The following is a 22,733-nucleotide window of genomic DNA, read 5'->3' as shown; positions in this document are numbered from 1 at the left end:
TTGTGATGAATTGAAAATAAATCATATACGGTTCTTCTATGAAAATTGCCTATTAGTCATAACCATTTTTCACAAAAAGAAAAAAGAGAGCCTGCGCTCTCTCAATCAAGTATGTTTAGTTTTTTTGCTTCTTCTTCAATGATTGTCAGTGCCCGGTCTAGTTCTTCTTTTGTGTGCTCGGCTGTGATGATGGCTCTAATTCTTGCCTTGCCTTTTGCTACAGTTGGGAAAGCGATGCCTTGGGCAAACACGCCTCGTTCTATTAAAGCCTTTGAGAATCGAAAAGTAAGTGCTTCGTCTCCAATCATGATTGGGATAATCGGTGTCTCTGTTGGGGCGACTTGAAATCCTAGGCTGATGACCTTTTCTTTAAAATAAGTGGCGTTCTCCCAAAGTGTATCGATTCGCTCCGGTTCATCTAACAGCACTTCAATCGCTTCTTCACACGCTCTAGTTACAGCTGGCGGATGAGAGGTGCTGAATAAAAACGGTCTTGCTTTATGCTTTAAATAATCAATTAAAACCGCTGAACCAGCCACATAGCCGCCGAGCACTCCGACAGCCTTACTAAGTGTCCCGACCTGAATGTGCACTCTGCCGTCGAGTTTAAAATGGTTGACCGTCCCGCGGCCATTCTCTCCAAGCACGCCCGAGGCATGCGCATCGTCTACCATCACAAATGCATCATATGCCTCTGCGAGCCTGACGATCTCAGGAAGTGGCGCGATATCTCCATCCATCGAGAATACACCGTCTGTAACGATGAGGCGGACGCGGTAATTCATTGATTTTTTCAAAATCTTCTCCAGCTCTTCCATATTGGAATGACCGTATACCTTTTTATCTGCTTTTGTTAATCGGATGCCATCAATAATTGAGGCATGATTCAGTTCATCTGAAATGACAATATCATCTTTTGTCAAGATACTGGATAAGACCCCTTGATTGGTCGTAAAGCCTGATTGGAATACAAGTGCTGCTTCTGTCTTTTTAAATGCAGCAAGCTTTTTTTCAAGACGTTCATGCATCGTCATTGTGCCGGCGATGGTACGTACAGATCCTGTACCCGCACCGAATTCATCGATTGCCTCTTTTGCTACTTTCATCAGCCTAGGGTGTGAGGTGAGCCCTAAGTAGTTATTTGAGGAGAGTTGTATGACAGATTGTTCATTTAATGTCACAGTGGATGATTGTTTTGAGTCGATCTCTTTCAAAGTTTGGTGGGTGCCTTGTTGCTTCATTGTTTCCAATTCATCTTGTAAATACGTGAATTCTTTCATCATTTCTTCCCCCTTTGATATGATGGCATCATCAGTACGACTTTCCCGCACGTACCGCTTTGCATAAGTTCAAATCCCTTTTCGAACTCTTCAAATGGCAGTGTATGAGTGACAACTGGCTTTACATCAATGGTATTCGTTCTTAATAGCTCAGATACTTGACGCCACGTCTCAAACATTTTTCTCCCCGTGATCCCTTGCACGGTTAATCCCCTAAAAACAATTTGATTCGTAATATCAATTGTTACTGGCCGTTCTGGCAAGCTTAGTATATTGACTTTCCCTCCATTTGCACAAGCTTCGAGTGCTTGATTAATGGCAGCTGGATGACCTGACATCTCACACATCACATCTGCCCCTTCCATCCGCGTGAGCTGCTTAATTATCGCGACTGGATCACCTTTTCCAATATCCACGATATGATCTGCTCCCATTTTCCGGGCAAGATCGAGCCTGTATTCATTTTTATCAACAGCGAACACTTGAACAGCCCCGGAGGCTTTTGCAACAGCGATTGCCATTAAACCGATTGGTCCGCAGCCAAAAATCGCCACTGACTTACCTGAAACAGGTGTGTGCAGTACAGTATGAACAGCATTTCCTAGCGGCTCTTGTATAGAGGCAAGCTCGATCGGCATTTGAGCTGGATTGTGCCACACATTTTGTTCAGGTACTTTGACATATTCAGCAAAACAGCCATCAATGTCTACCCCTAAAATTTTCGTTTCACTGCACAAATGCTGCTGCCCTGTTAAGCACATATAACATTGATTACATACAACATGCGTCTCAGCTGATACAGAGTCCCCTACCTTTGCTCGTGAGACCTGCTTCCCCACTTTAACAACTTCCCCTGTAAATTCATGTCCAAAAATGTAAGGCGCTTTGACTCTTCCCTTAGCCCAGTCATCCCAATTATAAATATGCACGTCTGTTCCGCATATCGAAGTGGCTTTCACTTGGATCAAAACTTCATGATCTTTGATTTCTGGAATCGGCATCTTCATCATCACCGCTCCGTAAGCGCTTTCTTTTTTAACAATTGCTTTCATCGTTCCACACATGACGTACAACCCCTTTGTTAAAAAACTTCTCCCAATCAGATTTTAACACGACTTATTTTAGTCGTAAATACCACTGTCTACTAGAAAAAGACAAATGAACACCCCACATATTTTTTTGGATATTTTTCTAAAAAAAAAGCAAATCTCCTTACGATCGGAGATTTGCTTTCATCGTCAGCGTTTCTTTGAAACGGCAACATATAGTGCTGGCACAATGAATAAGGTCAGTATTGTTGAGAAAAAGACACCCGATACAATACAGATGGCCAGCGGCTTAAAGAGTGGATCATGACTTAATGCAACAGGCATTAGTGCAACAAGTGCCGTAAATGCTGTTAAGAGAATCGGTCTAATCCTTGCTCTTCCTGCTTCAATGACAGCTGTCTGTTGATCAAATCCTTGCTTGCGCCGCTGTTCAATAAATTCAAATAGGACGACCGCATTTCGGACGACAATACCAGCCAATGAGACAATCCCCATTGTTGCCATAAAGCTGAATGGTGTTTGTGTGACAAACAGCCCGATAATGGCTCCTGATACGGCTAAGTAAACCGTTCCTAGAACTAACAGCGGAAGCATCAATGAATTGAACTGGAATGCGATGGTCACGTAAATGAGCAGCAAGACTACTGCAAATAAGAGACTAATTTCAATAAAGAACTGGGTCTGATTTTCATTTTCTCCACCCTGTGAGATGGTCAAATCCTTCGCTGTAGCGCTTTTCCCCACTTGATTGACGACTTCTTTCATATCGTCTTTAAACGAATCTGATGCGCCGGGATACGCCTTCAGCGTAATGGTCGGAACTCCATTTTCATGTGGAATGCTTTCGTACTGCTCTGTTTCTTTTTCTTTTACATATCGGCTAAGCGGCTCAAGTTGAGGCATACCGCCCTCATTTGTCTTCACAGGCACTTTCATTTCTTTTAGCTTTAAACCATTTTGATGTGTGCCTATATCCTGTTTCACTACTAAATCGATATCATTTGTTCCTTGTTGAAAGGTACCTAATGGCATACCTTCTGTCACAAGACCAAGCTGTCTGCTGACAAATTGAGCACTGAGCCCATCCTCTGCCATCCGCTCGCGGTTTAATTCAAAGGAGATCGTTTTCACCGGCTGATTGACATCGTCCGTAATCAAGCTTGCCCCTTTGTCTTTCATTTCATTTGTCAGTGTTTCTTTGACATCAATGAGCTTTGAAAAAGAGTCACCCGCAACCGTTACTGTCACTGGCGCTCCAGTTGGCGGTCCTTGTACAATGGTTTTCATAAAGATTTCAGCCTCTTTGAATGTCTCTCGCAAAGGCTCGGTCATACGATCTATTAATGCCTTACTTGTCATCTGATCATTGTCTACTCTCACGACAACCTGACCCGTGTGGTCACTTGCATTTGAAATACTTTCATTAAACAGGTTCGGCACACCGCCGCCTGCAAAAATCGCCGTTTCTTCAATGCCTTTTTGCTGTTTGATCTCTTGTTCTATTTTCTTTAGTGTTTCATTTGTTTTGTCTAATGTTGTTTCACTTGGAAGCGTGACAGTGACCACCACTTCTTTCTTATTCGCCGCAGGGAAAAATTCAAATGGTGTGACGAAAATAAGTAAAAAGGCAAGCGTTGCAACGAGCAAACCACTTAGTCCAATAACGAGCGGCCGCTTCACAATGTTTGTCAGCACACGGTCTGCATAGAAATCAGCCAGCCTTTTTAATGGTTTCCCTAGGAATCCCGGCTCTTTTTGACTGTTTTTGTTCTTTCTTTTCCGGTTCACAGTATATTGATAGACCGGTACAAGTGTCAGAGAAATCACCATGGACGCAAGCACAGTCGTCACTAGAACAGACGGTAATGCCCGAATAAATGAACCATTTGCACCTGATAGGAATACAAGCGGCAGGAAGGCAAACACAACAGCCAGTGTTGATGTCAAAATGGACCCTGCGACTTCTTTCACCCCTGCAATTGTTCCTTTAAGCGGACTTTCGTATTTTTTCATTTGTCTTAAAATATTATCATTGACGACAATGGCATCATCGACAAGTATCCCTAAAGCAATGATAAAGCCGATGATCGAAATTTGATTGAGGTCCACTTGTAAAAATGGCAGCGGAATCGTTCCAATTGTAATGGATAGCGGAATGGCGAGTGAAACGATAAACGCCCCGCCAATCGTGAGTCCAAGTGTGGTAACAATTATGACAGCAATGACCGCAACAATGGCTTCTTTTATTAAATCATTGAAAATGGTATCCACTTCACTTTTTTGTGAATAGTAGTCTACCCACTCCACCCCATTTGGCAGCTGCTTTTCTTTCTCAAGGACATCACTGACTTTGTCATACATTTTAGGAATATCAAGCCCTTGTTTAATATTCACAGTAAATGAATAAGCGGGCTTTCCGTTATACGACACAATATCACTTTTCTGTTTTTCTACTTCTTTTAAACTGCCAAGCTGACTAATTGTGACCGGCTCTCTTTTCGTTTTTGAGAAAAGCTCAATTTTTTTAACTTGATCTAAGCGGTCATATGTATCGATGGACAGCTTCACCTTCTCTTTGCCTGCCCGAATATCGCCTAGTGGAGATGTGTCAAATTCCTGATTGAAGGCATCTGTGACATCAGTTACATTGAGCCCTTCACCCTCCAGCTTGTTTGAATCTAAGTTTAATAGCGCTTGTTTGTCATTGAAGCCTTTGATAATGACACTGTCTACCCCTTTGATGTCCTCTACTTTTTCCTTCAATGCACGCAGCGATTGCTGACTCTTTGCTAAGTCCGATGATTCACTCGACACAATCATATAAGAGCCAACCGGCACGCTGCCGAATTCATCCTTTACTTCCGGCTCCTTCACCCCGTCAGGAAAAGACGACGCAGCACTTGTGGTTTCATTCTTAATTTGACTTGCCACCTTTTGAAAGTCGGCTTGGTCCTCAATTTCAAGCACAATATTTGAGAAACCAATGGCAGAAACCGAGCTCGTTTTCTCTACACCATTGATATCTGATAGTGCTGATTCCAGTTTATTGGTGACATCTCTTTCCACCTGTTTTGCATCTGCACCAGGAAAAACGGTAGAAATCGTGACGAGATTCGCCTCGAATTCTGGCAGTTCTCGTTTAGGAAGCTGCGCGAATAAATAGCCGCCAGCAATGAGAACGATAAAAAATAAAATAAAAACAAGCTTTCCTCTTTTCAAAAAAGCTTCAAACATTATTTCACCTACTTAAATATTTATTTTTAATGAATTAAATTCAACTTAATCTTAATTTATCATCACGGTGAAAAAATGCAAGCTCTAATATGTCATTTTTATCTATTTCACGAACTGAATATGTTATATAAGAAATGTATAGCGGTAAACAAAAACAACCTGCTTACATGATGTAAGCAGGTTGAAAATAATAAAATTAGAATTATCGTGGTTCAACAATCAATTTGATGGCTGTTCTTTCTTCTCCATCGATCAGAATGTCAGTAAAGGCTGGAATGCATATCAAATCCACTCCGCTTGGCGCGACAAATCCCCTTGCAATGGCGACAGCCTTAACCGCCTGATTCAGTGCTCCAGCGCCGATTGCTTGTATTTCCGCTGCACCGCGTTCACGTAAAACGCCGGCTAATGCTCCTGCTACTGAATTCGGATTTGACTTTGCTGAAACTTTTAAAATTTCCATTTCTGCTCCCCCTTAAATTTACAATGGATAAGTGAGTGTTCATTAGAACAATCTTTGTTAGATGATGCTATTTTTTTGAAAATCCATCCCCAAAATGTTTTTCAAAAATAGCAGGCTACCTACCATTTTTACTATATTCACGATAGAGGGCGCATATTCCTTCTTTCTGATTAATATTTTTCTGAAATAAATATGTGAACATTTATTCAAAGAAAATATGGTCATCATTTATCAAAATTCGATCAATTTTGACAGCTTTTTTCGACTGTTCGTCAATTTCTACGATTACTGCACTTAACGTCGTGCGGCCTTCTGCAATTTCAAACCGGACTGGGAGACTTGTTTTGAATCGTTTAATGATCGTTTCTCGGTCAACACCTAAAATGCCGTCATAAGGTCCTGTCATCCCGACATCTGAAATATACGCAGTTCCTTTTGGCAATACGCGGTTATCTGCTGTTTGAACATGTGTATGCGTGCCAACGACACATGATGCACGGCCGTCTGTATACCAGCCCATCGCCTGCTTTTCACTTGTGGCTTCAGCATGAAAATCAATAAAAATAAACGGTGTTCGTTTGGATGCTTCCGCAATTAATTCATCTACTTTTTGAAATGGGCAGTCAATTGGCGGTAAAAACGTACGCCCTTGCAGGTTGATGACAGCCAATTCTTTTCCTTGTTTTTTAATAAACGTGAGACCTTTTCCAGGTGTGCCTTCTGGGAAGTTAGCAGGGCGGACCATATTAGCTGCATCATCGATGAAATCGAAAATGTCTCTTTTATCCCATGTATGGTTGCCCATTGTGAGCACATCAGCTCCTGCTTGCAGCAGCTCATGATAGATTTTTTCAGTCAGACCTTTCCCGTGAGCAGCATTTTCTCCGTTGACAATGGTAAAGTGCGGCTGATATTTTTTCTTTAGCTTTGGCAAATATTCTTTCAGTGTGTCTCTGCCAGGTGAACCGACAATATCTCCAACAAATAATATTTTCATGCGCTTTTGAACCCTTTCTCTTTTAAATTGATCTTCTTATCAGTGTTGCATATTTACACAAAAAAATAAAGCGGCGCTAAGCGCACCGCTCTATTTTGCATACTCTACTGCGCGAGTTTCTCGAATGACTGTCACTTTAATGTGACCAGGGTAATCGAGCTCGTCCTCAATTCGCTTACGAATATCCCTTGCTAGACGGTGAGCTTCAAGATCATTAATTGAATCTGGCTTCACCATAATACGTACTTCACGTCCAGCCTGTATCGCAAACGATTTTTCAACACCTTCATAAGATTCAGAGATATCTTCTAATTTCTCAAGTCTCCGAATGTAATTTTCAAGCGTCTCACTTCTTGCACCAGGGCGTGCTGCAGATAATGCATCAGCTGCCGCAACAAGAACAGCGATAATAGATGTCGGTTCTTGGTCACCGTGGTGAGAGGCAATACTGTTGATGACAACAGGATGCTCTTTATATTTCGTCGCAAGCTCAACGCCAATTTCTACGTGGCTTCCTTCTACTTCGTGATCAATGGCTTTTCCAATGTCATGCAGAAGACCTGCTCGTTTTGCAAGCTTTGCATCTTCTCCAAGCTCTGAAGCCATGAGACCTGCAAGATGTGCAACCTCAATTGAATGCTTCAGGACATTTTGTCCATAACTTGTACGGAATTTTAAGCGGCCGAGAATTTTGATCAGATCCGGATGCAGACCGTGAACTCCGACTTCGAATGTCGTTTGCTCACCCATCTCGCGGATATAATCATCGACTTCACGGCGTGATTTTTCCACCATTTCTTCAATTCGTGCAGGATGAATGCGGCCATCCTGGACTAGCTTGTCCAGAGCTATCCTCGCTGTTTCACGTCTAATCGGATCAAAGCCCGATAGTATAACAGCTTCAGGTGTATCATCTATGATCAAGTCAATACCTGTTAACGTTTCTAACGTACGGATATTTCGTCCTTCACGTCCGATAATACGACCTTTCATCTCATCATTTGGAAGATTGACTACAGATACCGTTGTTTCAGCCACATGATCAGCTGCACAACGCTGTAACGCAAGTGAAAGAATATTTTTCGCCTTTTTGTCAGCCTCTTCTTTCGCTCGGTTTTCAGATTCTTTCGTCATGACTGCAATGTCGTGGGAAAGCTCATTTTCAACTTGATCCAGAATGATTTGTTTCGCTTCATCTCGAGTTAGACTTGAAATACGTTCCAACTCGGCTTTCTGCAAACGAATCATATCATCCACTTTGCTTTCCATCTCTTCAATATGTTGTTGTCGTTCATTCAGAGAATGATCTCTCTTCTCCAACAGGGACTCCCGTTTATCTAAAGATTCGTCTTTGCGATCAAGATTTTCCTCTTTTTGAAGTAAACGGTTTTCTTGTCTTTGAAGCTCATTTCGTCTTTCACGAACTTCTTGCTCCGCCTCTACACGAAACGAATGAATTTCATCTTTCGCTTCCAAGAGCGCTTCTTTCTTCAATGCTTCCGCATCACGCTTTGCATCCTCAACAATTTGTTCGGCCATGTTTCTTGCGCCGGATATTTTTGCTTCTGCAATGGTTTTACGAACAAAGTAGCCAACAACTAAACAGATTAGGCTCAGCAAAATGGAGATGATCGTAAACATCGTAGGCGACATATTTTCACCTCCTCTTGCTATGAACTTGGTTTTACAAATAAAGTGTCGGCATGTACATTGTTTTGTGTCTCAACATACAGGGCCTTCACAGGGAATGAGATCCTCACTGCCCTTGTCAAGTTTAAATTAGTTATCAATCATGTTAAGAAAAACAAGTGATACATTCCCATTGTAATTGTGTCGGAAATACTTGTCAAGCTAGCCATCTTAGCGTTTGCAAAAGCAGATCAGAATTATTCTTGATTCAGCAGCTGATATACTTTATTGTTTACTTGGCCCAGTTTAGTGTTATTTTGTATATTTGAAAACAAAACAACGATGGTTTGCCCAGATTTGCTAAAGCTGTTCAAAATGTTGAAGCCCGGCATGACACCATGGTTTGAATAGCTACCGGGAGCAACATAAAATCCCATTCCGTATGTGGAGCTGCTTCCTGGCGTAAACATCTTTTTATAGCTCTTCTGCGAATACAGTTTGCCGTCTATCAGGGCTTGGTCAAATTTGTACATATCTATAGCACTCATATAAATATCTCCAGCACCGTAAAGCTGAGATAGATCGGGCATATACGGTGTAACCGCTTTGCTGCCTTTCAGCTTATACCCAACAGCAGGATAAGGTTCTTTTTCATATGTTTTGTAAAAGCCTGCATGCGTCATTCCCGCCGGTTTAAAAATATGATTCGTTATATATTGTTCATAGGACTCACCGCTCACTTCAGCCACAATATAAGCAAGAATAGAATAGTTGGAATCCTTATAGCTCCATACGCCCGGCTGACGATTAATTCCCTGACGTTCTATGTCTTTTATTAATTCGTCCGGAGTAATTACACCATTTCCTTCAATATGTCCGTTTATTCCCGATGTATGTGTCAGCAGATTTTTCAAAGTAATCGTTTGTCCGTTAGGGAAATGAGGTAAATACGTGCTTACCGGAGCACTTGTCTGAAGTTTTCCCTTTTCCTCAAGCTGCAAAATAGCGGTTGCAATCAGCGCTTTTTGTGACGAGCCGACATAAAAAGATGTCAAAGGATTATTTCGAACTTTTTGTTTACGGTCTGCATAACCAAAACCTTTATTTGTTACGATTTCTCCATTTCTAACAATCATGGCTGTTCCGCTGAAACCGATCCCATTTAAATAACTGCTGATTTTGTGATTACGGTCCACTGTTTTGATTTGTTTCTCTGATATTTTAGCGGTTTTCCTTTTAACTTCTTTATTCTGGCTGTTTTCTAAAGCTACTGCAGTTTTTTGAAAAGGGTTCTTCTCTTCACTATTTCGATGAAGCACATTCCACATCGTTAAGCAAATCATCGCTGATAAAAAAACAAGCACAAGTTTTCCCCTCTGACTCGGTTTTCTCCGTCTGCGTTTGGCAGTTCTTCTGCGGGTCGGGCTTGTCATTATTTTTTCCTCCCAAAATAAATTCCATTTTGTACACTTTAGACGGATGAAGTACTGAAAAAGTTGTCGAAAGTTTTTTGCAAAAATAAAAAAGACTGAGTTTTTTCACCCAGCCTTTTTTATCATTTCATACTGATTTTAATTTTATTCTAATTCTAATTGTTCTAGCGCCTCTTCAGATTCCTGCTGCACTGTTCCGTTATTATCCAAACCGTAATGTTCGCGAATTTGCTCCTGGATCATCAGCATGATATCTTTATTTTCTTTTAGGAATTGTTTCGCATTTTCACGGCCTTGTCCAAGACGTTCCTCTTGGTAAGAATACCAAGCACCGCTCTTTTGTACGATATCTAGCTCGCTTCCAAGGTCGATGATTTCTCCCTCTTTTGAGATCCCTTCACCGTACATAATGTCTACTTCGGCAATACGGAATGGCGGTGCTACTTTGTTTTTGACCACTTTAATTCTCGTTTTATTCCCCATAATGTCATTGCCTTGTTTCAGCTGTTCAGCACGGCGCACTTCTAAACGAACAGACGAATAGAACTTCAGCGCACGTCCACCTGGCGTTGTTTCAGGGTTACCGAACATGACCCCAACTTTTTCACGAATTTGGTTAATAAAGATGGCAATTGTTTTTGATTTATTGATAGCACCTGATAGTTTACGAAGTGCTTGGGACATCAAACGTGCTTGAAGACCAACATGTGAATCACCCATATCTCCTTCAATCTCTGCTTTTGGTACAAGAGCAGCTACAGAGTCAATAACAACAATATCAACTGCCCCGCTGCGGACAAGAGCTTCTGCAATTTCAAGTGCTTGCTCTCCTGTATCCGGCTGAGAAAGTAACAGTTCATCAATGTTGACACCTAGTTTTTGAGCGTAAACTGGATCGAGTGCATGCTCTGCATCAATAAATGCAGCTTGTCCTCCCTGCTGCTGAACTTCAGCAATGGCATGAAGGGCTACTGTCGTTTTACCAGAACTCTCTGGACCATATACTTCGATAATACGGCCTCGGGGATATCCGCCTATTCCAAGCGCAGTATCAAGTGCTAACGAACCACTAGGTACTGTTGAAATACGTGTATCTGTTTGCTCTCCTAGTTTCATAATAGAGCCTTTACCAAACTGTTTTTCTATTTGTTTAAGAGCCATATCTAATGCTGCTTGACGATCACTCATTCTATTGTTTCCTCCTTTATCAATTCCACTATCTATACTATACCTTGTTTTACGTCATTTGCCAAGAAAAAAACGAACACATATTCGATTTTTTCTTGGCAGATTTTTAAGAAAAGAGTATTTTCTATTAGAAAAAATGCTCTTTTATAAAGGAGTAAACCTAACAAAAAACAAAATTAACTCTCTTTTAATAAGTTGAGTAAGTGATGCAGACCATATTTCACAGCGCGCTTTCGAATGCCTGACCGGCTGCCTGTAAACATCCATTCAAACACGTCTGTCTGGTCTTTCGTAGATAGTCCAATGAACACTTTTCCAACAGGCTGACCCTCTTGGGTATCAGGTCCTGCTACACCCGTAAAGCTAATGCCAATATCACTTCCGGTCAGCTTTCTAACCCCTTCAGCAAGCTCTAAAGCACACTCTTTGCTGACAGCACCATGAGAAGACAATGTTTCTTCCCGGCAGCCAAGTACCTGCTGCTTGACTTGGTTTGTATAACAAACCACACTTCCGTTCAAAATGGATGATGCTCCTTCGAGATCTGTCAGCCATTCGGAGAACATTCCGCCAGTCAGGCTTTCTGCTGCTGCTACTGTTTTCCCGTGCTCGTGCAAGGCTTTGGACGCTTCGCGGACAAGTGATGTATCCCCATATCCGTAGAAGTACTCTCCTACCCGCGCTAAAATTTGCGCTTCTGTTTCTTTTAACAGACGCTCTGTTTCTTTTTCATCCTCATGCTTAGCAGTCAGCCTTAGCGTCACTTCACCGTCAGATGCGAGTGGTGCAATCGTCGGGTTGGTTTGAGCATCAATTAAATCTTCTAGGTCTGTTTCAAGCTGCGATTCACCGACTCCGAAGAAGCGCAGAACAACAGACACGATCTTTTCCTTTAAGCCAAGTTTCTCAGAAATCAGCGGCTTTGCCTCGTTTTCAAACATCGGGTGCAGTTCACTTGGCGGTCCAGGAAGAAGCATATAAAACGTATCGTCTTCTTGAACAAACATACCCGGGGCCATCCCGAAACGGTTCACGAGCACATCAGACCCTTCTAGAACGAGTGCCTGCTTACGGTTGTTCGGTGACATAACGCGTCCGGTCTTTAGAAAGTAGTCTTGAATTGATTCAAATGCTTCTTCATTTAGTACAAGCTCTTTGCCAAGCGTACTCGCAATGGTTTCTTTTGTTAAGTCATCTTTGGTTGGTCCAAGACCACCTGAGAAGATAATAAAATTAGATCTTTCCTGCGCCACCTGAATGGCCTGTTTTAAACGCTCTGGATTGTCACCAACTGCTGTGTGGTAATAAACATTCACACCAATTTCAGCTAGTTGTTTGCTGATGAATTGTGCATTCGTATTCGTAATTTGCCCTAGCAATAGTTCGGAACCGACTGCAATAATTTCTGCTTTTCTCTCTGACTTCAAAGCGTACACGTCCTTTTTAGTTAGAATTCTTTAAAGCTTCCCAGTTTTTTGCAAAGTAATCCCAGCCTGAGACAACAGTGAAGAACACCGCTACCCACATCGCTAGATCACCAAACGGGAATGACACAAGTTCAAACGGCAGGTTATGCAGTAAAAGTGCTGAAATCGCAATGATCTGCGCCCATGTCTTCACTTTTCCAAGCATATTCGCTGCCACTACTTCACCGCCTCCGGCTAGTACAAGCCTTAGACCTGTTACAGCAAATTCACGGCTGATGATCACAATCGCCATCCATGCCGGTGTGAGGTTGTATTGAACAAGTATAATTAAAGCAGCTGAAACAAGCAATTTATCTGCAAGCGGATCTAAAAATTTACCAAAGTTCGTCACTAAATTAAGCTTACGTGCGTAGTATCCATCAATCCAGTCAGTTGTTGAAGCGACAATAAACAGGATCGCTCCAACAAGGTGCGTCACATCGATGCTGACGTCGCCAAAGCGCGCAACACCCCAATCTAGCGGTGCAAGCATAATAATCATAAAAACAGGGATCAAGGCGATCCTAGAAAGGGTTATTTTATTCGGTAAGTTAAACATGAAATCCAATCCTCCAATAATGCAATTTTATTATGTATATAATAGTAGGAACAAAAGAAAAGTCATCTACTTGCTTAAGATGACTTTTCCTTTCCTTTATTCACAATCACAATGTTTTGTGTCATGGTGTCCTTAGGGTCTAATTCGTACTTAAGTGTCTCGTCATTTACCTTGATATCAATTCCAGACGCATTGCCTAGACGGATATCGACCTGAGAAAGATCAGACAGGTCTGTTTTAAACGATTCGCCATCTTTTAGTTCACCCATCTTCAGCACTTTTCCAGATTCGTCTCTTACACGCAGCCATGAAGCTTGCGACGCAGAAATTTTTAACTCCATTTCGTCTGCACCTGATACTTCATACGTTGTTGTCGAGCCTTCTGTATTCGTCGCCTTTAAAGATACAGTTTCATCGTCTTTTGATGAATCATCTTTTTTAGATGATTTTTCTTTATCATCTGACGAAGCTTTTTCTTTTTTCTTTTGATCTTTTGCAAGAGATGAACCCTCAGATACTTCATATTTAGATTCTGATTGCTGAGGGGCCGCCTGATTATTCTTCTGTCCGCTATCATGATTGACCGCCTGCACGATCACATAAATGATGGCGATGACCACAATGATGCCTCCAATAATTAAAATTGTCGGCAATAGTTCAAGCACTTTCGAAGCAGGCTTTGGCAGCTCTCTTTGCGGTTTAATATTTGATAATTTATCAGATACTTCATCGTTATACGTGCTTGGAACATCTTTACGAAATTCTTCGAACAATTGTTCAGGATTCAGTCCAACGGCTTCGGCATATTGTTTAATAAACGCTCTGACGTAAAATTTACCTGGAATAATATCATAGTTTCCTTGTTCGATTGCTAGCAAATAGCGCTTTTGGATCTTGGTCACCGTCTGAAGATCCTCCAGCGACATCCCTTTTTCCTCTCTGGCCTCAACGAGCCGTTTTCCCAATTCAGTCAAAACAAACACCTACCATTACCATATTAAAAATCGAAGCCGGAAAAACCAGAATGATCAAACACTTGTGGTTCTTCAGCGTGTTCATATGTAATCTCTTCGTCTGCGCTATTACGCAATTCAATGATATAGTCGAAATCATCCATTGTATATTCTGAATTTTGAATAAAGATGTCTGGATGCTCGACCACCTTCGTTGCCGGCAGTCTCATAATTTCCCTTAAAAGCTGCAAGTGCTTCTCAGAACCTCTTCTTGTCGACACAATCCCATCAATAATAAAGACGTTATCTGGGCTGTATTCATCTGCGATCAGCTGACTTCGAATCGTCTGTTTCAAAAGAGTTGATGATACAAACAGCCATCTCTTGCTTGCACAAACACTTGAAGCCACAATTGATTCTGTTTTTCCGACACGCGGCATTCCGCGAATCCCAATCAATTTATGTCCTTCTTTTTTAAAGAGTTCAGCCATAAAATCAACAAGAAGACCGAGCTCGTCTCTTTCAAAACGGAACGTCTTTTTGTCATCCGCATCACGCTGTATGTATCTTCCATGACGAACAGCTAAGCGGTCACGAAGCTTCGGCTGTCTTAATTTCGTTACTTTTATCGTTTCCATTGTATTTAAAATTGATTCAAGCCGCTTAATTTGATCTGTTTGGTCACAGCGTAAAAGCATTCCGCGTCTTGATACATCAACACCATTAATTGTCACAATATTAATTGAAAGCATCCCCATTAGAGAAGAAATGTCTCCTAAAAGTCCGGGACGGTTTACCTGTATCTCATATTCAAAATACCATTCGAGCTTTGCCAAATGATATTACCCCCTTCATTGTGGCAAATTTTTACCTTCCTTTATCATAAAGCATTTTCACATTTTTAGAAAGCACAATGTTGTGAAACGGTTAAAATAAAAAGAGAGGCACAAACGACCTCTCTTTTTGTTTAGTGCGAGCTATTATTTTCAACCAGCTTGACCATCATATTTGCAATGGCACGCTGCTCATCTTCTGATGCAACGCTCCAAAGGTCAGCAAGTACTCTTTCCTGCTCGTTCTTTGCCTCAACTTCGTTAGCTAGATATCCGCCAATTTCATACGCAAGGTTATTGATGGTCTCATCTTCTAAACCTTTATCCTGCGCATGATTTAAGCGATCACCTAAAAAGTTTTTCCAATGGTCCCAGTTCTCAAGTACAGACATGTCGATTCCTCCATTCGAAAAGATGAATTACAGCCATAGCTTTTGTCATGGAGAGCCGAATTATACACGTTTTTTAACAGTACCAGCCGCCATTGACAGATAAAATTTGACCTGTGATATAACTTGACTGTTTTGAGGCGAGAAACCAAATGACATCTGCAACCTCCTCAGGCGATGCAAGCCGGCCAAGCGGAATTTCTTCTTCCAGCATTGCGATGTCTTCCTGCGTAAAACGATTCATCATGTCTGTTTTGACAGCACCTGGCGAGACAGCATTTGCTCTAATTCCACTTGGAGCAAGCTCTTTTGCTAATCCTTTGATAAACGCATTTTGCGCACCTTTGACCATGCTGTACAGCACTTCACATGATGCTCCCGTTTCTCCCCATATCGAGCTGACCGCAATGATATGGCCTGCTTTCTTTCGAATCATGGCGGGTAAAAGGGATTGGGTAAGCTCATATGGACTTGTGACATGAAGCTGCACCATACTGGCTAATACGTCTTTTTCTGTGTCTGTCACCAATCCGACATGGCTTCTGCCGCTGTTTAAAACAAGAATATCTGGACAGAGCGGCAGACGGCTGACAAGCTCATCTGCTCCGCCCGTTTTAGATAAATCGGCTTGAACGACGTGCGTTTGAATGGAATATGCCTCATCCAAATGAGCGGCGAGGCGCACAGCTGCCTGTTCATTTTTATGATAATGGAGCATCACATGGCAGCCTTCTTGGGCAAGCTTTTTCGCTGCTGCCTGCCCAATCCCGCCACTGGCACCTGTTATCAGCGCCCAACGACTCATCACATTGATTCCTTCTTTCTATATAGAATACCTATTCTTTTCGTTTAAATGGGAACCAGTTGGCTGATCCGAACAATTTCACCATTACAGGTACGAACAATGGTAGCACAACGAGTGCGTACAGTAAAAGTCCTGTGAGGACAAGTGTTGCAATCTGCAGGAGAGACAGCACACCTGATGGAAGCATGGCGGCAAATGTTCCTGCCAAAATAACAGCAGCAGACATAATGACAGACCCCATATTTTTCATTGATTCAGTCATGGCAAACTGGATGTCTTTTGTTTTGTATTCATTGAACCGCTCCATTAAGAAAATCGAATAATCGACTCCGAGCGCCATTAAAATCACAAATCCAAAGAATGGTACAGCCCAGTTAATGCCAGGATATCCGAAGAAATGGGTGAAAATAAATTCTGTTACACCGATTGCTGTAAAGTAAGTCAATATGAGTGAACCTACCAAGTAAAGCGGCATGACAAGCGAACGGAACAAGATCACCAAAATAAGGAAAATACCAATCATCATGTAAAGCACTGTCTTATTGAAATCTTGGTCTGACAGTTGTTTTAGATCAGCGTTCATACTTGATACACCTGAGACGCCAAATGATGCATCTTTTAGGTTTGTTTCAGGAAGTGCCCGCTCGACAGAAGCTTCCACTTGTTTAATCGTCGACAAGGCGTCATTTCCATATGGATTTTTCTCTAAAATGACATCAATCTTTGTCATCTTGCGATCATCTGACATGTATGAATCAAATACTTGCTTGAATGCTTTATTTTTCAAGACGTCTTTTGGAATAAACCAGCCGGCCATGTCTTGATCTGGTGCATTTTTCAGTTCGTCTAAGTAGTCACCTGCACCCATTAAGCCGCTCGAAATTTTCTCCAGTCCATTTACACTTTTGTTCAGGCCGTCTGTCAGCTTGGTCAGGTTATCCCCAAAGCCGCCAATCTTTTCTTTCATTTGCTTTTGGCCATTAATGATGTCCCCCGCTCCATTTGCAAGCTTTGGCATATTTTCGGCTAATTGTCCTTGACCTTTAGACGTTTGATCCAGTCCATTTTCAACTGCATCTAAGCCAGCAATGAGTTCATCGATTTGATTTGTCAAGACTTTTTGCTGCTCAGAAGCTTTTGCGATAAAGGCATCAGCTGCTTCAAGCTGCTTTCTAGCTTCTTTCGCTTGTTTGGCATAGCTGTCTGCCTGTTTCGCCCCTTCTTGCAAGGTCGCAGAAAGTTCATTGTACGAACCTTTAATCGCTTGATACGATTGATTTTCTTTTACTTGCGGGATTTGCTTTTCAAGGGTACTAAATTGTGTATTTGCTTGTTTGATTAACGCTTTTACATCTGCTGCGGCAGAGGATGACGTATCCACTTGCGCTAATGCTGCCTTTAATTCTTTGGAAATACTTTTATATAGTGAAACTTGCTGATCCACTTGTGCGACTTGAGCCATTAATTCCTTTTTTGCACCTTTGATTTCATTTTTAATGGCTGCTACACCTTTTTTATTTTGGTCGATGCCGTTTTGCAATTTTCTTAAGGATTTTTCAACATTTTGAATCCCTGTTTGCACAGATTCTGTACCAGAAATCAATTTGTTAATGCCTTTTCCTGATGATTTGATTTGCGGTGTTTGATCCTCAATGGATTGACTCATTGTCGTCAGTGCATCTTGGATGTTTTTCAAGCCTTCATTGCTTTTATCAAGTCCTGTGTTCAGTTCTTTGGCTTGTGATTTCACGTACAGATCACTCAGCCCTTTACCGACAGGACGGGTGGCACTTCTCACTTTACTGACCCCATCTGTTTGTTCAATTGCACGGCTGAGTTTTTCGACGGCAATTAGCCCTTCATTGTTGTCTAAAAGGTCAGATGATTTCACGACGACTGTTGCCGGAAGTGCTTCACCCGGTCCAAACTTATCAGAAATGGTATTGAATGCGTTAACCGATTCGTATTTATTACCAATTTCATCTAAGCTGTTATAAGAAAGAGTTCCTTTATACATGAGAATTGGCGGAAGCGTAATGATTCCTACAATTAATAAGCTGAAAAGCGGTTTCTTAAATGAAAAACGGCCTGCTGTTTCCCACATTTTTGACTGCGGATGGGCCATATCGCCTTTAATCGGCCAAAATAACACCTTTCCTAAAACTGCCATAAAGAACGGCACAATCGTGAGAAGAGCCACAATGAGCACAGCAACCCCAACTGCTACTGCAACAGCTGATTTATAAAGCTGGAATTGTGCCAGACCAATACATGTAAAGCCGATCAGCACTGCAATTCCGCTGAATAAGACGGTCTTTCCTGCTGTTTTATACGTAATTAGAATCGCTTCAATTTTATCTTTACCGTGTGCGATCTCTTCCTTAAAGCGGCTGAGAAGCAGTATGCAGTAGTCCGTTCCAATTCCAAACATGATCGCGACCATAAAGATCTGAGTAAAGGTCGAGAGCGGAAAGTCTACATATTTTACTAAATAAGCCACGATTGATTGACTCACCAAATAAGACAGTGCCACTGCGACTAACGGAACGAAAGGCGCCACAGCTGACCTAAAAACAAGAATAAGGACAACGAGAATAAACCCAATCGTAATGAATTCTGTTTTCTTCAGGCCTTCCTGCGAACTTGTGATAACATCATCATCAATTAACGGCTGCCCTGTCATTTCAAATTTCAGGTTTAAGCTTTTCAGCTTTTCATTGACTCTTTCTTTAAAATCGGACGCTTTGATTTTGTTTGAGTCGTATGTAACTGGCACAAGGAGTGTCGTTTGATCTTTAGAGAGCATTTGTTTTTTGATATCTTTATTGGCTTCAAAGTAAGAAGTGATGTCCTCTATGTGGAGATCTTGATCCTTTTCTAAAATATCCATTGCCTTTTTTAAAGATGTTTCTCTTTCTTTCACAATGTTCTTTTCTTGAAAGACAATGACAATTGATTTTTCTGTATCGCCGTTTTCAGACATTTTCTTTAATAACTGATTTGCATATGAGGACGGATAGCCGTCTGGTACAGAAATTTGTCCCTTTTCCTTTGTTAATTGCGCCATATTAGGAGCGGTGATGAGTAACACTGCCGCTAATACGATCCACAGAATCGTGATCAGCCATTTACCCTTTATGATTGCTCTCATTAGTACTTTGTGCCTCCTCTTCGATGATCACTTGATAGATTTTTTCATATGTTTGAATAAATGATTCCATTTCTTTTTCTTCAAGCTTTTCAAAATAAGACCGAACCAGGTCTTGAAGCTGCTTTTCCATTCGGCTGACCACTTCTTTGCCCTCTGGCGTGACGTACAGGTGAACATTCCTTCTATCAGCTTGATCATGTTCACGAAAAATATAGTTTTTCGTAAAAAGACGATTAGTCATGGATGTTACAGCACTTTTGTTTACATTACATACATAAGCCAGGTCCGTTGATGTACATCCTGGATGTAGATTGATGTATCGAAGCGAGTAATATTGATCAAGCGTCAGCTCTTTATCAAGCTTTTCGGTGATCATACTCGATACTTTTTTCTCCAACATGAGATAGACATCTGTATACCTCTGGATAAGCTGGGCAATTTTATTTTGTTCCATACGCTGCTCCTTTTTAGTTTAAGTGTTTAACTATTAAAGAGTTTAACTAATGACCAAAACAATTGTCAATCAATATCCTCGTAAATATAGCGGCTTTTTCAATGAACATAAAAAAGACAAACTCTGCCGATATGAGTTTGTCTTTTTAAATTTATTTTGTTTTTGGGACGACTTTGAAAACAGACATCCGTTCTTCATCAATTTCTTCTTCCAAAATTTGCTGAATATCAGCTAATTGAATTTGTTCCAGCATTGTGACGACATCAAATAAGCTCATGTCTAAGAATGCATATCGAGTAAATTGGTTCGCAATATATTCTGGAGAATTCATGGCTTTTAAAAAGCTGCCGATTTTTTTCTTGCGCGCGAGTTCAATTTTCTCTTCTGTCATGAGGCTTTTTGCTTGAAGAAGGGTTTCTTTTAATACCTTTGCGAGTTGATCAGGATCATTTGTATCCCCGCCAACTGAAGTGAAGCCAAAGCCGCCCTCTTCTGTATAATCGTAGCTGAATGTTTCATCAATTAAGCCTTTTTCATACATCTGTTCATATTGTAAGGAGCTTTTGCCAAACAGCGTCTCTAAAATGAGGTTCATCCCAAGCTCATGCTTTAGCAGCTGATTTCCTTTTTTATGCGGGTTCTTTGTTTTCAAACCGAACATACATTTAGAGCCTTGTACGTTCATTGGAAGTTCGTATTCTTTCCGGTACACACCTTCTGGCTCATTGATGTCTTTTCGTTTGATCTCCGGCTGGTCTGTAAATGGCTTTTTCGCCTGATTCGCTCTGACTTGATCTAAAATTTGCTTCGGATCAACAGGCCCGACGACGAATAGAAGCATATTGCTCGGGTGATAGAACGTTTCATAACATTCATACAAATGATCTTTTGTAATAGGGGCAATGCTCTCTACTGTTCCAGCAATATCTATTCTCACAGGATGCTCTTGATATAAATTTTCAATCAGACCAAAGAATAAACGCCAGTCCGGATTGTCATCATACATGTTAATTTCTTGACCAATGATGCCCTTTTCTTTTTCGACTGTTTTTTCAGTAAAATAAGGCTCTTGAACAAAATCAATGAGTGTCTCAAGGTTTTGTTCGACATTTGAGGTGCTTGAAAATAAATAAGCCGTTCTCGTAAACGTTGTAAAAGCGTTTGCGGATGCTCCCTGTTTACTAAAAGTATGAAACACGTCTCCATCTTCTTTTTCAAACAGCTTATGCTCTAAGAAATGGGCAATTCCGTCAGGCACTCGAATCATGTCTTCTTTTCCAAGCGGCACAAATTCGTTATCGACAGAGCCATATTTTGTTGTAAAGGTCGCATAGGTTTTGTTAAACCCTTGCTTTGGCAGCACATAGACGTCAAGTCCGCTTTCCATTTTTTCGTGATAGACCGTTTCTTGCAGCTGATCGAATTGAATTGTTTTCACTGTCATGAAGCACCCTCCGTTCCTTTAAGAAAATAGGTCGTATCCCATTCGATTTTCTGACCCACTTTGATGATGTCCTCTTTTGTCACTCGGTCTAATGCTTCTAAAAAGGAATCAAGGGTTTCCCCAGTTGGAACAACGGCATGCTGATACAAATATTCTGCTGTTCCATAAGACGTATCGATCGTTTCAAGCAGCTGGTTTTTGACGACTGCTTTTGTTTGATCAATTGCTTCATCTGAAAAATCACCTTTTTGCATCGCTTCAAATTGTTCTTTGATGATGTCTACTGCCTGCTGGTAGTTGCCGACTTCAATTCCTGACATGACCATCATCAAGCCTTTAAAGCTCTCAAGTCTAGACACAGCATAGTACGCAAGACTTGCCTTTTCACGAACATTGATGAATAGCTTAGAATGCGAGAAACCGCCGAATATGCCATTAAACAAATGCAGGGCTGGATAATCTTTATCTGCAATTGTTGTATGTGTACGAAAGCCGATATTCAGCTTGCCTTGTTTCACGTCCTCTTCATCAATGACTTCTTTTGGTTCATTTTGAGGCCTTGCTGATTCAGCCTGCTGTTTGACTGGTTCTCTTTCACTTGTTTTAAAGTATTGGGAGACCATGCGGCTGATGTCTTGTTCGTCAACATCTCCGACAACATAAAGATCAAGCTGGTTTGATTGAAGCGCATGCTCATAAGCTTCAAAGAGCGAGTGAGGTGTGATTGCGTCGATGTCTTCCATTTCACCATTGACGTGCAGCGCATATGGTTCACCTTTACACATTTCCTGCACGAGTCTTAAGTTCGAATAACGCATTTTGTCATCATAAACTGCCTGAATTCGCTGTTTTAATGTGCGTTTTTCTTGGTCTACATATAATTGACTAAACACTCCTTCTTCAACATACGGGTTGAATAATAGGTCAGATAGTAAGGCAATCCCTTTTTCTAGTAAAGGGGTTTGATCCTTTAAATATTTTTCATTCGCCATTTCTAGGCGAAAGGTAATGATGTGATTCTCACCTTTTTTCGCCATGTCAGCGGAAACGGTTGCGCCATAGAGCTCATCAAAATAGGCACGCAGTGCGCCTGTTTTCGGCATCTTTTCTGTTCCTCTTAACAGCACATGCGGGAAAAGAGAACGCATGGTGACGTCATCTTTGGATAGCGGTGCAAGCATTTTAAAAAGGATTGTCACGGTTTTAAATTTTTCTGTTTTGACAATATGAGTATGAAGACCCGGTGTGTCCAGTGTCTTCTCTTGTAAGTACGTCATGAGAAACCTCCTTTGTTCATCCTATTTATTATGTATTAGAACATAGCTGATATATACGTGAAACAGCCATTTAATAGACATTATATCAATCAGAGGAAAGGATAGGAAATAAAAACGCCTCTGCTCAGA

Annotated in this window: 18 protein-coding genes; all 18 read right to left on the bottom strand. The window is 41.2% G+C overall.

Annotated features, from left to right (window positions below; genetic code table 11):
• Positions 1-101: 101 nt before the first annotated feature.
• The 18 genes from MHH61_RS17600 to MHH61_RS17515 all read right to left on the bottom strand — a co-directional run bounded on the left by MHH61_RS17600 (position 102) and on the right by MHH61_RS17515 (position 22,604).
• On the bottom strand, positions 102-1,280 hold the full coding sequence (locus MHH61_RS17600) for a glycine C-acetyltransferase (RefSeq protein WP_125586741.1): 1,179 nt from the start codon (positions 1,278-1,280) through the stop codon (positions 102-104).
• The gene (tdh, locus tag MHH61_RS17595; protein ID WP_125586743.1) at positions 1,280-2,344 is read right to left on the bottom strand and encodes an L-threonine 3-dehydrogenase; all 1,065 of its coding nucleotides are present in this window, start codon (positions 2,342-2,344) and stop codon (positions 1,280-1,282) included. The genes MHH61_RS17600 and tdh overlap by 1 nt, the downstream gene beginning before the upstream one ends.
• Before the next feature lie 174 nt (positions 2,345-2,518).
• Positions 2,519-5,563 carry an efflux RND transporter permease subunit gene (locus MHH61_RS17590; protein ID WP_125586745.1) on the bottom strand — a complete coding sequence of 1,015 codons (3,045 nt, stop codon included), beginning with the start codon at positions 5,561-5,563 and terminating at the stop codon, positions 2,519-2,521.
• Between the two features lie 202 nt (positions 5,564-5,765).
• Positions 5,766-6,026: a stage V sporulation protein SpoVS gene (spoVS, locus tag MHH61_RS17585; RefSeq protein WP_003211281.1), complete on the bottom strand. Its 261-nt coding sequence runs from the start codon at positions 6,024-6,026 to the stop codon at positions 5,766-5,768.
• Between the two features lie 202 nt (positions 6,027-6,228).
• Complete coding sequence (locus MHH61_RS17580; RefSeq protein ID WP_125586747.1) at positions 6,229-7,023, bottom strand: TIGR00282 family metallophosphoesterase; 795 nt, start codon at positions 7,021-7,023, stop codon at positions 6,229-6,231.
• 90 nt (positions 7,024-7,113) lie between these two features.
• Positions 7,114-8,676 carry a ribonuclease Y gene (gene rny, locus MHH61_RS17575; protein WP_003211958.1) on the bottom strand — a complete coding sequence of 521 codons (1,563 nt, stop codon included), beginning with the start codon at positions 8,674-8,676 and terminating at the stop codon, positions 7,114-7,116.
• 233 nt (positions 8,677-8,909) lie between these two features.
• The gene (locus MHH61_RS17570) at positions 8,910-10,085 is read right to left on the bottom strand and encodes a serine hydrolase (RefSeq protein WP_125586749.1); all 1,176 of its coding nucleotides are present in this window, start codon (positions 10,083-10,085) and stop codon (positions 8,910-8,912) included.
• A 144-nt stretch (positions 10,086-10,229) separates the two neighbouring features.
• Positions 10,230-11,273 (bottom strand): recombinase RecA, encoded by a 1,044-nt coding sequence (gene recA, locus MHH61_RS17565; RefSeq protein WP_024424111.1) that lies wholly within the window; start codon positions 11,271-11,273, stop codon positions 10,230-10,232.
• A 176-nt stretch (positions 11,274-11,449) separates the two neighbouring features.
• Positions 11,450-12,700, bottom strand: a complete 1,251-nt coding sequence (locus MHH61_RS17560) for a competence/damage-inducible protein A (RefSeq protein WP_125586751.1) — start codon at positions 12,698-12,700, stop codon at positions 11,450-11,452.
• 16 nt (positions 12,701-12,716) lie between these two features.
• Positions 12,717-13,298, bottom strand: coding sequence for a CDP-diacylglycerol--glycerol-3-phosphate 3-phosphatidyltransferase (pgsA, locus tag MHH61_RS17555; RefSeq protein WP_125586753.1), 582 nt, complete (start codon positions 13,296-13,298; stop codon positions 12,717-12,719).
• Between the two features lie 74 nt (positions 13,299-13,372).
• Positions 13,373-14,272: a helix-turn-helix domain-containing protein gene (locus MHH61_RS17550; RefSeq protein WP_025092608.1), complete on the bottom strand. Its 900-nt coding sequence runs from the start codon at positions 14,270-14,272 to the stop codon at positions 13,373-13,375.
• Between the two features lie 23 nt (positions 14,273-14,295).
• Entirely contained in the window at positions 14,296-15,087 is a 792-nt protein-coding gene (locus MHH61_RS17545) for a DUF3388 domain-containing protein (RefSeq protein ID WP_125586755.1), read from the bottom strand.
• A gap of 131 nt (positions 15,088-15,218) precedes the next feature.
• Positions 15,219-15,476: a DUF3243 domain-containing protein gene (locus MHH61_RS17540; RefSeq protein ID WP_024424114.1), complete on the bottom strand. Its 258-nt coding sequence runs from the start codon at positions 15,474-15,476 to the stop codon at positions 15,219-15,221.
• 73 nt (positions 15,477-15,549) lie between these two features.
• Positions 15,550-16,278 carry an SDR family oxidoreductase gene (locus MHH61_RS17535; protein WP_024427021.1) on the bottom strand — a complete coding sequence of 243 codons (729 nt, stop codon included), beginning with the start codon at positions 16,276-16,278 and terminating at the stop codon, positions 15,550-15,552.
• 31 nt (positions 16,279-16,309) lie between these two features.
• On the bottom strand, positions 16,310-19,429 hold the full coding sequence (locus MHH61_RS17530; protein WP_125586757.1) for an MMPL family transporter: 3,120 nt from the start codon (positions 19,427-19,429) through the stop codon (positions 16,310-16,312).
• Complete coding sequence (locus tag MHH61_RS17525) at positions 19,407-19,883, bottom strand: MarR family winged helix-turn-helix transcriptional regulator (RefSeq protein WP_024427019.1); 477 nt, start codon at positions 19,881-19,883, stop codon at positions 19,407-19,409. Before MHH61_RS17525 ends, MHH61_RS17530 begins: the two co-directional genes overlap by 23 nt.
• Before the next feature lie 151 nt (positions 19,884-20,034).
• The gene (locus tag MHH61_RS17520; protein ID WP_125586759.1) at positions 20,035-21,327 is read right to left on the bottom strand and encodes a pitrilysin family protein; all 1,293 of its coding nucleotides are present in this window, start codon (positions 21,325-21,327) and stop codon (positions 20,035-20,037) included.
• On the bottom strand, positions 21,324-22,604 hold the full coding sequence (locus tag MHH61_RS17515; protein ID WP_024427017.1) for a pitrilysin family protein: 1,281 nt from the start codon (positions 22,602-22,604) through the stop codon (positions 21,324-21,326). Before MHH61_RS17515 ends, MHH61_RS17520 begins: the two co-directional genes overlap by 4 nt.
• Positions 22,605-22,733: the final 129 nt, after the last annotated feature.

Source organism: Bacillus sp. FSL K6-3154, from assembly GCF_040869395.1.
GTDB classification, from domain to species: domain Bacteria; phylum Bacillota; class Bacilli; order Bacillales; family Bacillaceae; genus Bacillus; species Bacillus safensis.
This window is presented reverse-complemented; position numbering and strand designations above follow the sequence as displayed.

Bases quoted from the DNA above. Each gene is read 5' to 3' on its own strand.
- spoVS (WP_003211281.1), bottom strand. From the start codon at position 6,026: ATGGAAATTTTAAAAGTTTCAGCAAAGTCAAATCCGAATTCAGTAGCA.
- tdh (WP_125586743.1), bottom strand. From the start codon at position 2,344: ATGTGTGGAACGATGAAAGCAATTGTTAAAAAAGAAAGCGCTTACGGA.
- MHH61_RS17535 (WP_024427021.1), bottom strand. From the start codon at position 16,278: ATGAGTCGTTGGGCGCTGATAACAGGTGCCAGTGGCGGGATTGGGCAG.
- MHH61_RS17600 (WP_125586741.1), bottom strand. From the start codon at position 1,280: ATGAAAGAATTCACGTATTTACAAGATGAATTGGAAACAATGAAGCAA.
- MHH61_RS17570 (WP_125586749.1), bottom strand. From the start codon at position 10,085: ATGACAAGCCCGACCCGCAGAAGAACTGCCAAACGCAGACGGAGAAAA.
- MHH61_RS17540 (WP_024424114.1), bottom strand. From the start codon at position 15,476: ATGTCTGTACTTGAGAACTGGGACCATTGGAAAAACTTTTTAGGTGAT.
- MHH61_RS17515 (WP_024427017.1), bottom strand. From the start codon at position 22,604: ATGACGTACTTACAAGAGAAGACACTGGACACACCGGGTCTTCATACT.
- rny (WP_003211958.1), bottom strand. From the start codon at position 8,676: ATGTCGCCTACGATGTTTACGATCATCTCCATTTTGCTGAGCCTAATC.
- pgsA (WP_125586753.1), bottom strand. From the start codon at position 13,298: ATGTTTAACTTACCGAATAAAATAACCCTTTCTAGGATCGCCTTGATC.
- recA (WP_024424111.1), bottom strand. From the start codon at position 11,273: ATGAGTGATCGTCAAGCAGCATTAGATATGGCTCTTAAACAAATAGAA.
- MHH61_RS17520 (WP_125586759.1), bottom strand. From the start codon at position 21,327: ATGACAGTGAAAACAATTCAATTCGATCAGCTGCAAGAAACGGTCTAT.
- MHH61_RS17530 (WP_125586757.1), bottom strand. From the start codon at position 19,429: ATGAGAGCAATCATAAAGGGTAAATGGCTGATCACGATTCTGTGGATC.
- MHH61_RS17590 (WP_125586745.1), bottom strand. From the start codon at position 5,563: ATGTTTGAAGCTTTTTTGAAAAGAGGAAAGCTTGTTTTTATTTTATTT.
- MHH61_RS17580 (WP_125586747.1), bottom strand. From the start codon at position 7,023: ATGAAAATATTATTTGTTGGAGATATTGTCGGTTCACCTGGCAGAGAC.
- MHH61_RS17525 (WP_024427019.1), bottom strand. From the start codon at position 19,883: ATGGAACAAAATAAAATTGCCCAGCTTATCCAGAGGTATACAGATGTC.